At 64.3% G+C, this 12,839-nt stretch carries 14 protein-coding genes and 1 pseudogene; 13 read left to right on the forward strand and 2 right to left on the reverse strand.

Annotation, left to right across the window (positions count from 1 at the left end):
* The first annotated feature begins 11 nt into the window (after nucleotides 1–11).
* The 11 genes from ppcG (at nucleotide 12) to V6M37_RS17515 (ending at nucleotide 10,487) form a co-directional block, all read left to right on the forward strand.
* On the forward strand, nucleotides 12–269 hold the full coding sequence (gene ppcG / locus V6M37_RS17465; RefSeq protein WP_332675481.1) for a phenylphosphate carboxylase subunit gamma: 258 nt from the start codon (nucleotides 12–14) through the stop codon (nucleotides 267–269).
* A 69-nt stretch (nucleotides 270–338) separates the two neighbouring features.
* Nucleotides 339–1,685 carry a UbiD family decarboxylase gene (locus V6M37_RS17470; protein WP_332675483.1) on the forward strand — a complete coding sequence of 449 codons (1,347 nt, stop codon included), beginning with the start codon at nucleotides 339–341 and terminating at the stop codon, nucleotides 1,683–1,685.
* 13 nt (nucleotides 1,686–1,698) lie between these two features.
* Nucleotides 1,699–2,298, forward strand: a complete 600-nt coding sequence (locus tag V6M37_RS17475) for a UbiX family flavin prenyltransferase (RefSeq protein ID WP_332675485.1) — start codon at nucleotides 1,699–1,701, stop codon at nucleotides 2,296–2,298.
* Nucleotides 2,299–2,422: 124 nt separating this feature from the next.
* Nucleotides 2,423–2,953: a DUF120 domain-containing protein gene (locus tag V6M37_RS17480; RefSeq protein ID WP_332675487.1), complete on the forward strand. Its 531-nt coding sequence runs from the start codon at nucleotides 2,423–2,425 to the stop codon at nucleotides 2,951–2,953.
* Nucleotides 2,950–3,495 (forward strand): NUDIX hydrolase, encoded by a 546-nt coding sequence (locus V6M37_RS17485; protein ID WP_332675488.1) that lies wholly within the window; start codon nucleotides 2,950–2,952, stop codon nucleotides 3,493–3,495. Before V6M37_RS17480 ends, V6M37_RS17485 begins: the two co-directional genes overlap by 4 nt.
* Nucleotides 3,496–3,636: 141 nt before the next feature.
* Nucleotides 3,637–4,935: a phenylacetate--CoA ligase family protein gene (locus V6M37_RS17490; RefSeq protein WP_332675489.1), complete on the forward strand. Its 1,299-nt coding sequence runs from the start codon at nucleotides 3,637–3,639 to the stop codon at nucleotides 4,933–4,935.
* Nucleotides 4,936–4,965: 30 nt separating this feature from the next.
* Nucleotides 4,966–5,835 carry a metallophosphoesterase gene (locus V6M37_RS17495; protein WP_332675490.1) on the forward strand — a complete coding sequence of 290 codons (870 nt, stop codon included), beginning with the start codon at nucleotides 4,966–4,968 and terminating at the stop codon, nucleotides 5,833–5,835.
* A complete protein-coding gene (locus V6M37_RS17500; protein ID WP_332675491.1) occupies nucleotides 5,832–6,761 on the forward strand; it encodes a SphA family protein in 930 nt (309 codons plus the stop codon). Before V6M37_RS17495 ends, V6M37_RS17500 begins: the two co-directional genes overlap by 4 nt.
* Nucleotides 6,762–6,905: 144 nt before the next feature.
* Entirely contained in the window at nucleotides 6,906–7,268 is a 363-nt protein-coding gene (locus V6M37_RS17505; RefSeq protein WP_332675493.1) for a hypothetical protein, read from the forward strand.
* Between the two features lie 118 nt (nucleotides 7,269–7,386).
* Nucleotides 7,387–7,893, forward strand: a complete 507-nt coding sequence (locus tag V6M37_RS17510) for a GNAT family N-acetyltransferase (RefSeq protein ID WP_332675495.1) — start codon at nucleotides 7,387–7,389, stop codon at nucleotides 7,891–7,893.
* 305 nt (nucleotides 7,894–8,198) lie between these two features.
* Nucleotides 8,199–10,487 (forward strand): OsmC domain/YcaO domain-containing protein, encoded by a 2,289-nt coding sequence (locus V6M37_RS17515; RefSeq protein WP_332675497.1) that lies wholly within the window; start codon nucleotides 8,199–8,201, stop codon nucleotides 10,485–10,487.
* A 315-nt stretch (nucleotides 10,488–10,802) separates the two neighbouring features.
* Here the strand turns inward: V6M37_RS17515 and vapC are convergent, their stop codons facing one another.
* Complete coding sequence (gene vapC / locus V6M37_RS17520; protein ID WP_332675499.1) at nucleotides 10,803–11,210, reverse strand: type II toxin-antitoxin system VapC family toxin; 408 nt, start codon at nucleotides 11,208–11,210, stop codon at nucleotides 10,803–10,805.
* Entirely contained in the window at nucleotides 11,207–11,401 is a 195-nt protein-coding gene (locus V6M37_RS17525) for a type II toxin-antitoxin system VapB family antitoxin (protein ID WP_332675501.1), read from the reverse strand. The genes vapC and V6M37_RS17525 overlap by 4 nt, the downstream gene beginning before the upstream one ends.
* 206 nt (nucleotides 11,402–11,607) lie before the next feature.
* Here V6M37_RS17525 and V6M37_RS17530 point away from each other — a divergent pair.
* Both V6M37_RS17530 and V6M37_RS17535 read left to right on the forward strand, forming a co-directional pair.
* A pseudogene (locus tag V6M37_RS17530) lies at nucleotides 11,608–11,892 on the forward strand (peptidylprolyl isomerase); the annotation flags it as partial.
* Nucleotides 11,893–11,935: 43 nt separating this feature from the next.
* On the forward strand, nucleotides 11,936–12,469 hold the full coding sequence (locus V6M37_RS17535; RefSeq protein ID WP_332675502.1) for a M48 metallopeptidase family protein: 534 nt from the start codon (nucleotides 11,936–11,938) through the stop codon (nucleotides 12,467–12,469).
* Nucleotides 12,470–12,839 lie beyond the last annotated feature (370 nt).

Below are 12,839 nucleotides of genomic sequence, written 5' to 3' on the forward strand. Positions count from 1 at the left end.
GAGGAGCGGACATGGCAAACAAGTGGGAAGTGTTCGTGATGGATCTCGGGGAACTCGCCGAGGGCAAGGAGCTGGAGCTGACGATCCGCACGCTCAACGACGGGCGGCACAAGTACACCTACCAGCGCGCGAAGGTGGAGGTGTCGGCGAAGCTCGACCAGTTCGCCGATAGCCTGCAGGTGCGGCTCGGGCGCGGCCAGCTGAGCGACCGGAAGTTCTCGATCCGCGTGATCGAGCGCGTCGAGCGGATGCCGGCGCGATATCTGTAAGCAGCGAAACCCGGGCAGGCAGTGCGGCCTGCCCGGCCCGATCCCATCATCGAACGGAGCAGCGAAACGATGGCCTACCCCGACCTGCGCAGCTTCCTGGCCGATCTCGGCGACGACCTGCTGCACGTGCGCGAGGAATTCGACCCGAAGTTCGAGATTGCGGCGGTGCTGCGCAGCCTGTCCGCGGAAGCGCCCGCGGCGGTCTTCGAGAACGTGCGCGGCTACCCCGGGGCGCGCGTCGCGGGCAACTTCTTCGGCGCGCGCCGCCGCGTCGCGCGCGCGTTCGGCACGACCGAAGAGCATCTCGCGCAAACCTGGCTCGAGAACAAGCAGCGCGCGATCCCTCCCGTCGCCGCGAAGAGCGCGCCGGTGCAGGAAGTCGTGCACGAATCGCCCGACGCGCTGCTGCCGCTGCTGCCGATCCTGACGCACCACGAGAAGGACGCCGCGCCGTTCATCACCACCGGCGTCGTGCTGTGCACCGACCCCGCGACCGGCCGCCGCGGCATGGGCATCCACCGCATCATGGTCAAGGGCGGCCGCCGCCTCGGCGTGCTGCTCGCGAACCCGCCGCTGTCGCAGTTCCACGCGAACGCCGAAAGCCTCGGCCGGCCGCTCGACGTCGCGATCGCGCTCGGGCTGGAGCCGGCGACGCTGCTCGCGTCGGTCGTGCGCAGCGGACCGCTCGCGCCGGACAAGATGGCCGTCGCCGGCGGCTTGCGCGGCGAGCCGGTCGAACTCGTGCGCGCGCTCACCGTGGATGTCGAAGTCCCCGCCCGCGCCGAGATCGTCATCGAAGGCCGCATCCTGCCCGGCGTGCGCGAGTCCGAAGGGCCGTTCGGCGAGAACACCGGCTACTACTTCTCGAACGTCAGCCCGGTCATCGAGATCACCGCGGTCACGCACCGCGACAACTTCATCTATCCCGGCCTGTGCCCGTGGTCCGGCGACGTCGACACGCTGCTGTCGCTCGCCGCCGGCACCGAGCTGCTCGGCCAGTTGCAGACCATGGTCGCGGGCGTCGTCGACCTCGACCTCACCCCGGGCACCGCCGGCTTCTCGGCCGCGATCGCCGTGAAGGGCTGCCCGCGCCACGAAGTGCGGCGCCTGATCATGCTCGCGCTGAACCTCGACAAGCGCCTCAAGACCGTGACCGTCGTCGATGACGACGTCGATCTCCGCGACCCGCGCGAAGTCGCCTGGGCGATGGCGACACGCTACCTGCCCGAACGCGACACCGTGCTCCTCGGCGGCGCCGAAGGCTACGTCATCGATCCGTCCTCCGCCGGCAGCAGCGCCGGCTCCAAGGTCGGCTTCGTCGCGACGCGCGGCACCGGCCCCGAATTCGAGCGCATCGCCCTGCCCGCCGCCGCGCTCGCAAAGGCGCAGGCCCTTCTCGCAACGCTGCGCAATTGATGGAGACAGCACCATGAGAATTGTCGTCGGCATTTCCGGAGCAAGCGGTGCGATCTACGGCATCCGCATCCTCGAAGTGCTCAAGCGCATCGGCGTCGAGACCGACCTCGTGATGTCGGATTCCGCGAAGCGCACGATCGTCTACGAGACGGATTACTCGATCAACGACGTGAAGTGCCTCGCGTCCTGCGTGCACGACATCAACGACGTCGGCGCGTCGATCGCGAGCGGCTCGTTCCGCCACGCCGGCATGATCATCGCGCCGTGCTCGATCAAGACGCTGTCCGCGGTCGCGAACTCGTTCAACACGAACCTCCTGATCCGCGCCGCCGACGTCACGCTGAAGGAGCGCCGCAAGCTCGTGCTGATGCTGCGCGAGACGCCGCTTCACCTCGGCCACCTGCGGCTGATGACGCAGGTCACCGAGACCGGCGCGGTGCTCGTGCCGCCGCTGCCGGCGTTCTACCACCGCCCGAAGACGCTCGACGACATCATCAACCAGTCGGTCACGAAGGCGCTCGACCAGTTCGACCTCGACGTCGACCTGTTCGGCCGCTGGACCGGCAACGAAGAGCGCGACTTCGCGAAGTCACGCGGGGAGCAGTCGGCATGAGGACCGACCGTAGGGCGGACGAGCCGAAGGCCGAGTCTGGCAATCGAGCCGCCGCGCGGGCTCCCTGGACCGGCGGCATCCGGCGGAAGGCGCTGCGCTTTTCCGCCCTACTCGGGAGGACGTCATGATGTTCGCGACCGCCGCGCGCCGTGGCCGCTTCATGCGACTCCGCGCGCCCCACGATAAGACGACGACGATGCGCGCGACCGGCAAGACGCTCGACCTCGAAGGGGTCGTCGCCCCCGGCCTCGGCGAAGGCACGCGTTTCACGCAGATCGGGTGGGTCGTCGACGAATTCCGCCGCAAGCTCGGCTTCGTTCCGCATCCGGGCACCTTCAACCTGCGCATGGGCGGTGCCGTGTGGGATCGGGCCGTGGCGAGGCTGCGTGCCGCCGCCGGCATCGCGATCGCGCCGCGGGACGGCTTCTGCGCGGCGAAATGCTTCGCCGTACATGTCGCCGGCCATCTCACCGGCGCGGTCGTCTTTCCGGAAATGCTCGACTACCCGTACGACAAGTTCGAGATCGTCGCCCCGGTGCCGATCCGCGACACGCTCGGGCTGCGCGACGGCGACCTCGTTGAGGTGCGTGTCGACCTCGTGACGCCCCCACGCACCGGCGCCCCTGCTGCCCGTCCACTTCAAGGAGCACGATGATGGCCCCCCAGTTCTGTCCGCAATGCCGCACGGCCCTCGTCCTCGCGCCGGTGCACGGACGCGAGCGCGAAAGCTGTCCCGCGTGCGACTACGTCGCGTTCCACAAGCCCGCACCGGTCGTGCTCGCAATCATCGAGCACGCGGACCGGCTCGTGCTGATCCGGCGCAATTGCGACCCCCTCGCCGGTTACTGGGCGCCGCCGGGCGGCTACGTCGAGCTCGGCGAGTCGCTCGAGGACGCGGTCGTGCGCGAGGCTCGCGAGGAGACCGGGCTAGACATCGCGGTCGAGGGGCTGGTCGGCGCGTACTCGCAGGCCGGCGTGCGCGCGCTGATCCTCGCATACCGCGCGCATTCGATCGGCGGCGAAGCGCGCGCCGGCGACGACGCGGGCGATCTGTGCCTCGTCGCGCCCGGCCAGGTCCCGCTGCAGCGCCCGCCCGAAGGCGGCGCCCCGATCGATCACTGGTTCTTCGACGTGATCCGCACCGTCACCGCGCCGTGGCAGTGGGGACAGGGCGCGCGCAAGACGATGCGGGGATGACGATGCGCCTGCCCGCCCCCGACCCGCCCGACTAGCGCCCGCCGCGCCCCGCGCGGCCTGCCACCCGAACGTTTTCCCGAATGCGCGAACCGCTTTGCTGCGCGCAGGGGCCCGTGTTGTCTCGTTGAAAGGAAACCCGCGATGACGTATTTCGATCAAGCGACCGAAACCCTCCCGCGCGAAGCGCTCGCCGCGCTGCAGTTGTCGAAGCTGCAGGCGATGGCGGGCGAGCTGTGGGGCAGGAACCGCTTCTACACGAACAAGTGGCGCGCCGCCGGCATCGAGCCCGACGACATCCGCTCGCTCGCCGACCTCGCGAAGCTGCCGCTGACGAAGAAGAGCGAGCTGATGGAAGACCAGGCGGCGAACGGCCCCTTCGGCACGAACCTCACCTACCCGATCGAGCAGTACGTGCGGCTGCACCAGACGTCGGGGACGACCGGCGTGCCGCTGAAGGTGCTCGACACCGCCGACTCGTGGGACTGGTGGGGCCGCTGCTGGGCGCACGTGCTCGCCGGGTCGGGCGTGAATGCGTCCGACCGCGTGTTTCTCGCGTTCGCGTTCGGCCCCTTCATCGGCTTCTGGGCCGCGCTCGAAGGCGCGCGCAAGCTCGGCGCGGTGATGATCCCGGGCGGCGGCCGCGATTCGGCGCAGCGACTCGAACTGATGCGCGACACCGGCGCGACGGTGCTGTGCTGCACGCCGACCTACGCGCTGCGGCTCGCGGAGGTCGCGCGCGAGACCGGTTTCGACCTCGCCGCGATCCCGATGAAATCGACGGTCCATGCCGGCGAGCCGGGCGCGAACATCCCGGCGACGAAGCGCCGCATCGAGGGCGCGTGGGGCGCGAAATGCTTCGACCATGCCGGCGCGTCCGAGATCGGCGCGCACTCGTTCGAATGCGAAGTCCAGCCGGGCGGCACGCACGTCATCGAGAGCGAGTTCATCGTCGAAGTCATCAATCCGGAAACCCTCGAAGCGGTCGCGCCCGGGCAGCGTGGCGAGCTCGTGATCACGAACCTCGGCCGCTGGGGCTTTCCGCTGGTGCGCTACCGCACCGGCGACCTCGTCGAGACGGACCTCTCGCCCTGCGGCTGCGGGCGCAGCTTCCTGCGCTTTACCGGCGGCATCCTCGGCCGTGCCGACGACATGGTCACGGTGCGCGGCGTGAACGTCTTCCCGGCAGGCGTCGAGAACATCCTGCGCAAGTTCGCCGAAGTCGACGAATTCCGCATCACGGTGAACAAGGTCAGGCAGATGGACGAGATGGACATCGAAGTCGAACTGCGCGAAGGCTCCGACCCGCGCGTCCTGCAGGCCATCGCCGAGCGGCTCGACGCGATGCTCGCGTTCCGCCCGCGCGTGACGAACGTCGGCCGCAACATCCTGCCGCGCTTCGACATGAAGGCGAAGCGCTTCCACGTGAACCGTGCGGCCTGACCGGCCGGCTACGCAGGCGACCCGTCGCCGATGACATTGAAATGGTCGGCCTTCGCACCCCCGCCGGGCGAGCGCGCGCCCGCCGGGGCGACCTCGCCCGGCACCGTCGTCTATGCAATCGGCGACGTGCACGGCTGCTGGGCGCTACTCGACGCGATCCATGAAGGCATCCTGTTCGACGCCCGGCTGCGGCGCGCCGCGCGGCGCAAGGTGATCTATCTCGGCGACTACGTCAGCCGCGGCCCGGACTCGCGCCGCGTCGTCGAGCAACTCATCGACTGGCAGCCGCCGGGCTTCGAGATCGTCGCGCTGAAAGGCAACCACGAGGACCTGCTGCTGCGCTTTCTCGACGGCGACCTCGCGAACGGCGCGCAGTGGCTCGATCACGGCGGCGTCGCGGCGCTCGCGCATTACGACGTGTTCCTCGAAGACCCGGCCGCGCGCGACGACGCGACGCTCGCCGACGCGCGCCATCGCCTGCTCGCCACCGTCCCGGCCGCGCACCGCGCGTTCCTGCGCGGGCTCGCGACGAGCCACCGCGACGGCGATTACCTCTTCGCTCATGCCGGCGTGCTGCCGGACGTGCCGGTCGGCGCCCAGTGCGACAGCAACCTGATGTGGATCCGCGGGCGCTTCCTCGAATCGGCGGCGGACCACGGCGCGATCGTCGTCCATGGCCACAGCATTTCGGCCGCGCCCGAGATCCGTCACAATCGCATCGGCATCGACACAGGAGCATACGACAGCGGCGTGCTCACCTGCGTCGTGCTCGACGGCACCGAACGCGCGTTCCTGCAGACCGATATCCGAAATGGCCCGGCCGAGGCCAGGGGCGCTTCGCCCCGATCCGCACCAACTACGGCACCGCAGCACACCAAAACAATCAAGGAGGAAACATGACACTCAAGCAAATCGGCATCGCGCTGGCCGTCGCAGGGCTGACGGTCGGCGCAGCGAGCGCGAAGGAAGGCGCGGACCAGTACCCGCACGGCAGCGAGAACTGGTTCGCCGGCGCGCTGCCGCCGCCGGGAGACTATTTCCTCAACTATTTGGGCTATTACGAAGGGGATCTGCGCGACGGCCGCGGCGACAAGGTGCCGGGCGCATCGGTCGAAGCGTGGTTCGACGCGCTGCGCTGGGTCAAGGTCACCGACAAGAAGCTTCTCGGCGGCAACTGGGCGATGCACGCGATCGTCCCGCTCGTGCATCAGAAGCTCGAACTCGGCCCCGACCGCGACACCGTCAGCGGCCTCGGCGACATCGTGTTCTCGCCGCTCGTCATCGGGTGGCACGCCGGCAACTTCCACTGGATCGCCGCGCTCGACTTCTACGCGCCGACCGGCAAGTACGAGTCCGGCGAGCCGACGAAGAGCATCGGCGCGGGCTACTGGAGCGTCGAACCGGTGTTCGCCGCGACCTGGCTCAACGAGGCCGGCTGGGAACTGTCGGCGAAGGTCATGTACAACATCAAGGAGAAGAACAAGGACTTCCGCCCCGCGCCGGGCGCGCCGAAGATGGACTACGAGTCCGGCGACGAGCTGCACATCGACTACCTCGCCGGCAAGCGCTTCGGCCCGTGGGGCATCGGCCTGTCGGGCTACTATGTCAAACAGACGTCCGACGACGAACTCGACGGCGAAGAGATCTCGTCGGCGCTCGGGCCCTGGTCGGACGGCCGCAAGGGCGAAGCGTTCGCAATCGGCCCGAGTGTCAGCTATACGACAAAAGGCGGCACGATGCTGATCGCGCAGTGGCAGCACGAAACCGAAGCCGAAAACCGCTTCCGCGGCGACAAGGCCTGGTTCAGGCTCGTGACGCCGTTCTGAGCGTCAGCGCGCCGACTCACCGCCCGCACGACGCTCTTCCCCTCCGGCAGATCGTCCTCTTCCTCCGGTTCCGGATCCTTGCTCGGGTCCGGAACCGGGTCGTGTTCGGGCGCCGGGTCGGGTTCGGGGCCGGGTACCGGCGGGATGATCGGTCGCATCGTCAGCTCCGTACGGATCGAAACGCATACAGCGAAAAGCCGCGCGCCACACGCCAGGGACGCACCCCTCGAATATAGGATACCGACCGACAAAGAACAGGCGCCGCCGTCGGAGGCCGTCTTCCCCCCGCGTGGCCGGCAAATCCGAACAGCGGGCCTGTCGCTCATCAATCGCAAGGCAATCAAGGGCGCCGGTCTTGCGCCGGATTTCCTCGTGTCGGAGTTCGACGAGGCGATCGGCACGTTCGTTACCAGAAACGTGACAGCTGAAGAATACGCGGCAATTCGGGGCAAGTACGTCGACAGCGGATGCACGACCAAGGTGGAAACCTTCGCGGCGGATAGTTGAGCGCATTCGAGTCGATGACGGCCGATCTACCTCGTTCGAGTGAAGCGTCGTCTCTTGGTCGAAAGATAAAGCGGAATTCCATTCGCTCCCCGGCGACTGATAAGGTTGTCTGTCCCCCATGGCCCTCGTTATCCGCCCTGAAACCCCAGCCGACTGCACTGCGATCGAACGGGTGACCGTCGCCGCGTTCCGCAACGCTCCGCATACGGGCCATACCGAACGCTTCATCGTCGGCGCGCTGCGACGCGCCGGGCAGTTGGCGGTCTCGCTTGTCGCGCAGGAGGGAGAACGCATCGTCGGGCATGTCGCGGTTTCGGCAGTGACGATTTCGTCGCGCGAAACCGACTGGTATGGGCTCGGCCCGATATCGGTCCTGCCGGAATGCCAGGACCGGGGAATCGGGAGCCGGTTGATCGAGGCCGCGCTGGCGGAGCTACGACGACTCGGCGCCGCCGGGTGCGTTGTGCTCGGGGACCCAGGCTATTACAGCCGTTTCGGCTTTGTCGTCCACGCCGGCCTCGTGCTGCCGGGCGTGTCTTCCGAGTACTTTCAGGCGCTGTCCTTCCGCGGCCGCTGGCCTGACGGCGACGTGAGCTATCACGAAGCGTTCAACGCGGAAGAGTGACAGACGAAGGCCTCGTCCTGACGCCTGTTGAACTTCGGTCTTCCTCAGCCGGAGTTGGCCTCCTCCTAACGCAGATCGGCGTGTGCTGAGCGATGTCCGACGTACGCTGCAGTGCCCACGCCCCGCGTCGAGCTTCGCTGCGCTCAATGCCGACGTATGCGGGCGGCGAGCCGCGGAGCGCGCGGATTGCCGATGCGATGAGACCACCGCCCGAATCCTCGAACTGCTGAGAAGCACGGTCCTTTAACTGGAAAACGGCGATAATGGCGGCCAATTCGCTTTGGACGCTATTTCAGGATTCCCCCATGGAAATTAAGGTCACCTTTCTCGACAAGCTTCGTCTTGAAGCTAAGTTCGATGACTTCACGGTGGTAGCCGATCAGCCTGTTCGCTATAAGGGCGATGGCTCGGCGCCTGGTCCGTTCGATTATTTTCTGGCTTCGTCGGCTTTGTGCGCGGCTTACTTTGTGAAGTTGTACTGCGAAACTCGCAATATTCCTACCGATAACATCCGCCTGTCGCAGAACAATATTGTGGATCCGGAGAACCGCTACAAGCAGATTTTCAAGATCCAGGTCGAGTTGCCAGAGGATATCTCGGCCACAGACCGTCAGGGAATATTGCGCTCCGTCGAGCGTTGCACGGTGAAAAAGGTGGTGCAAACCGGGCCCGAGTTTGTGATTGAGGAGGTGGAAAATCTAGACGCCGATGCGCAGGCCTTGCTGACGCTGAATCCGCATTCGGAAACAAGCACCTATATTGCGGGAAAGGATCTGCCGCTGGAGCAGACCATCGCCAATATGTCGGAGGTTCTGGCGGGCTTGGGCATCAAGATTGAAATCGCTTCGTGGCGCAATCTCGTTCCCAATGTGTGGTCACTGCATATCCGCGATGCGCACTCGCCGATGTGTTTTACCAATGGCAAGGGAGCGACCAAGGAAAGCGCGTTGGCATCGGCCTTGGGCGAATTTATCGAGCGGCTGAGTTGCAATCATTTTTACAACGACCAGTTTTGGGGGGAGGACATTGCCAGCGCGGCCTTTGTGCATTACCCGCATGAGCGCTGGTTTAAACCCGGCCCTAAAGATGCGCTACCGGCTGAAATTCTCGACGAGTACTGTCGGCAGATTTACAACCGCGATGGCGAATTGCGTGGCTCGCATCTGTACGACACCAACTCCGGCAATGTGCAGCGCGGCATTTGTTCGCTGCCGTATGTGCGCCAGTCGGACGGCCAGGTGGTGTATTTCCCCTCCAACCTGATCGACAACCTGTTTCTCAGCAATGGCATGAGTGCCGGTAATACGTTGGCTGAAGCGCAGGTGCAATGCCTGTCGGAAATCTTTGAACGGGCCGTAAAACGCGAAATTATAGAAGGCGAAATCGCACTGCCTGATGTGCCGCACAAAGTGCTGGCGAAGTATCCTGGGATTCTGGCCGGTATTGAGGAGCTGGAAAAGCAGGGCTTTCCGGTGCTGGTGAAGGATGCGTCGCTGGGCGGGGAGTTTCCAGTGATGTGCGTCACCTTGATGAACCCGCGTACTGGCGGCGTCTTTGCATCGTTCGGGGCACACCCAAGCTTAGAGGTGGCGCTGGAGCGCAGTCTTACGGAGTTGCTGCAGGGTCGCAGTTTTGAAGGCCTGAACGACTTACCTCGGCCCACCTTTGAAAGTAACGCCGTGACTGAGCCGAATAACTTTGTTGAACACTTTATTGATTCCAGCGGCGTGGTGTCGTGGCGCTTTTTCAGCGCCAAAGCTGATTTCGATTTTGTCGAGTGGGATTTTTCTGGCCAGGGTGAAAACTCCAATGCCGACGAAGCCGCTGCCTTGTTCGGCATTCTCGAAGACATGGGCAAAGAAGTGTATATGGCGGTGTATGACCAACTCGGCGCGACGGCCTGCCGCATCTTGGTGCCGGGTTATTCGGAAGTTTATTCGGCGGAGGATTTGATCTGGGATAACACCAACAAAGCGCTGTCGTTCCGCGCCGATATTCTGGAATTGCATCGTCTGGATGATGCCAGCCTGAAAGCACTGCTTGAACGTTTGAACGACAGTGAGCTCGATGATTACACGAACATAATCACATTGATCGGGATCGAGTTTGACGAAAATACGGCCTGGGGTCAGTTAACGATTCTAGAGTTGAAGCTACTGATCCACCTCGCCTTGCAGCAATTTGAAGCGGCGCACGAACTGGTGGGAATCTTCCTTCAATATAACGAAAACACGGTCGAACGCGGTTTGTTTTATCAGGCCTTGAATGTGGTGCTGGAGGTGCTGCTTGACGACGACCTGGAACTGGACGATTACGCGGTAAATTTCCGCCGGATGTTTGGCGACGCGAGGATGGACGCAGTGATGGGGTCAGTGGACGGCAGCGTGCGCTTCTTCGGCTTAACGCCAACGAGCATGAAACTGGAAGGGCTCGATAGGCACCAGCGCCTAATCGATAGCTACAAAAAGCTGCACACGGCGCGGGCCAATGTGGCGACTTTATCTAGTTGGGGTTACGAGTCATCCGTCAAATTCCGCGCACCCGATCCCCTACCCTATTGCCCGCGACGACAGCGCGACCGCTCATGCGGTTGAACGCTCTTAGAAAGCGCGTCAGCGCCGGGACGAGTGCGGGCGGCTGATTGTCGGCGCCGATGAATATACATCGGGCTTAGCCCGTCGCCATGCTGCATTCATCATGCATATATCTAGCTCGTGCTTTATCGCGGAAAGACGGGAGGCGGGGGCCGCCGCAGGGGCCGTCCTATAAGCTGGGGCTGACAATATCGTCGTCGCCCCATGGTGGATGCAGTCGACTGATGACGACCGCTTGCTGGTGCGTCGGGCGCCGCCTCGCCCCCCCCGACAAGTCCGTCAAGGCTGTTCGTTATATGGCCACCTGCCCGTAATTCAAACGTCGGGTTCGCTGAGCGCGGACCGAAGGCCAAGGTGCTCCACGAAGGGATCAAAATCCCTGTCGCCATACAGGAGAGAGAGCCCGCTTTCTATGCATCGGGTGGCAATCACGGTATCAATTGTTTTGCGCACCGTCACACCACGCGCCCGCAGCAAGCGGAAATTCCTGGCGGCCTGAATACTTATCTCTTGTCCGCCCAGATCAATCACGACCAATAAGGTCATGAGTTTTTTGGCCTGGTTGAAGTCGCGCTCATTCGGAAAGCCCTGCAGCACTTCGGTCAAAATCAGGTCACCGACCGCTACGATCTCTACTCCTAGCAACGAGTCCAGCTTTTCGGTCTGCGGCGTTTCGGTCCCCCTGAAATAGTCGATCCAAACGCCGGAATCGACCAAGATCACTCGTCGGCCCTCATTTTGTCGAGGTCACCCTGCCAATCGAGCTTGCCGCGAAACCGGCGGATCTCTTCCTGCTGCTTGAGGCGAAGCAAGGTCCGAAGACCGAGCTCCACTGCTTCACGTTTGGTCTTTAAGCCGGTCGCCCGGAGCGCTTCGTTCATGAGTCCGTCGTCAATCACGATATTGGTACGCACGATGTGTATCCTTTCCTTGATCCATACACATGCTAGGCTCCCACGACCGGCCGGGCAAGCGGTAAATGGGTTTAGGGCAACTGATTTTTCGCCGGGACGACGAAACACGGCGATCGGCGAAGGAGGACCGCAAGTGACGAAGAGCGGCCTGGGTTTGCCCCGCGCACCGATTGCGATAGGCTGCGCGCTTCGACAAAAGGAGCCACTCCATGCCCAAAGCGACTGCCCGCCACATTCTCGTCAGTACCGAAGCGCAGTGCAATGAACTGAAAGCCGCCATCGAAGCGGGGGCCGACTTCGCTCAAGTGGCCAAAGAGCACTCGACCTGCCCGTCCGGCCGCAATGGCGGCGACCTCGGATCCTTCGGTCCGGGCCAGATGGTTAAGGAATTCGACACCGTGGTCTTCAGCGCGCCGGTCAATGTCGTGCAAGGCCCGGTCAAGACGCAGTTCGGCTATCACCTCGTCGAAGTCACGAGCCGTCGCGACTGAGTCATATCGTGTTCACGCTCCGGTCCGGCTCCGTTCCGTTCTCATGAGCCCGGCCGCGAGCTCCGGTTTCCTGGCCGGCTATCCCGCGGAGCTGACCGAACGGGTGCACAGCCTGATCGCCGCGGGACGGATCGGCGACATCCTGCGCGGGAAGTACCCGCGGGCGCATGCGGTGCGGTCGGACAAGGCGCTGTACGACTACGTCCAGGCGCTCAAAAACGACCATCTTCGCAACGCGACGCCGCTGAGCCGCGTGGCGTTCGACGGAAAACTCCAGGAAATCCGCAACGCGTTGGGCACCCACACGCGGATTTCCCGCGTGCAGGGCGGCAAGCTCAAGGCCAAGCGCGAGATTCACGTCGCGGCAGTCTTCAAGGACATGCCCGAGGACTTCCTGCGCATGATCGTGGTGCACGAACTGGCCCATTTGAAAGAGTCGGATCACGGCAAGGCGTTCTACCAGTTGTGCTGCCACCTGGAACGCCACTACCACCAGATCGAATTCGACGTGCGCGTGTATTTGACCTACCTGGAAGCGGGCGGCGAGCCGCTTTGGTCGTCGTCGATGGCGACCTGACGCTCCGGGGGGCTGCGGCTGGCCGAGCCGCCGCGAAGGCCCGTTCTCGGCGGCGCTCGATGGGTGTCAGTGGGCACATCGACGGCGGTTTCGGAAAGAGCGCGCAGCGGCGTCGCCTGCAGCAAGTTATCGCGACCGCAACGTCGTGCCGCGTCTTGCCCGCACGCACGCACCACGCCTTCGTTGCGTCCTGGCCCCCTCGGTCGGGCGAAAGTCGTGGTTTTTCATGATACAGAATCGTAGCGTTCGCTCAATATTTCTGTTACGTCGTGGTCGAAATTGCTAGCCATCGCATTGCTTGAGCTCCAGCAAACTAGCTGTTATTGTTGCCCGCACTTATCCCGCCCTTCGAAGGGCGGCGGCACACGGC

It is taken from the genome of Aromatoleum sp. (assembly GCF_036675785.1).
GTDB lineage: Bacteria > Pseudomonadota > Gammaproteobacteria > Burkholderiales > Rhodocyclaceae > Aromatoleum.

Coding starts and splice junctions, on each gene's coding strand:
- V6M37_RS17470 (WP_332675483.1), top strand. CDS start 339: ATGGCCTACCCCGACCTGCGCAGCTTCCTGGCCGATCTCGGCGACGAC.
- V6M37_RS17535 (WP_332675502.1), top strand. CDS start 11,936: ATGAGCCCGGCCGCGAGCTCCGGTTTCCTGGCCGGCTATCCCGCGGAG.
- V6M37_RS17495 (WP_332675490.1), top strand. CDS start 4,966: ATGACATTGAAATGGTCGGCCTTCGCACCCCCGCCGGGCGAGCGCGCG.
- V6M37_RS17510 (WP_332675495.1), top strand. CDS start 7,387: ATGGCCCTCGTTATCCGCCCTGAAACCCCAGCCGACTGCACTGCGATC.
- V6M37_RS17475 (WP_332675485.1), top strand. CDS start 1,699: ATGAGAATTGTCGTCGGCATTTCCGGAGCAAGCGGTGCGATCTACGGC.
- V6M37_RS17500 (WP_332675491.1), top strand. CDS start 5,832: ATGACACTCAAGCAAATCGGCATCGCGCTGGCCGTCGCAGGGCTGACG.
- V6M37_RS17480 (WP_332675487.1), top strand. CDS start 2,423: ATGATGTTCGCGACCGCCGCGCGCCGTGGCCGCTTCATGCGACTCCGC.
- V6M37_RS17485 (WP_332675488.1), top strand. CDS start 2,950: ATGATGGCCCCCCAGTTCTGTCCGCAATGCCGCACGGCCCTCGTCCTC.
- V6M37_RS17515 (WP_332675497.1), top strand. CDS start 8,199: ATGGAAATTAAGGTCACCTTTCTCGACAAGCTTCGTCTTGAAGCTAAG.
- V6M37_RS17505 (WP_332675493.1), top strand. CDS start 6,906: ATGATCGGTCGCATCGTCAGCTCCGTACGGATCGAAACGCATACAGCG.
- V6M37_RS17490 (WP_332675489.1), top strand. CDS start 3,637: ATGACGTATTTCGATCAAGCGACCGAAACCCTCCCGCGCGAAGCGCTC.
- ppcG (WP_332675481.1), top strand. CDS start 12: ATGGCAAACAAGTGGGAAGTGTTCGTGATGGATCTCGGGGAACTCGCC.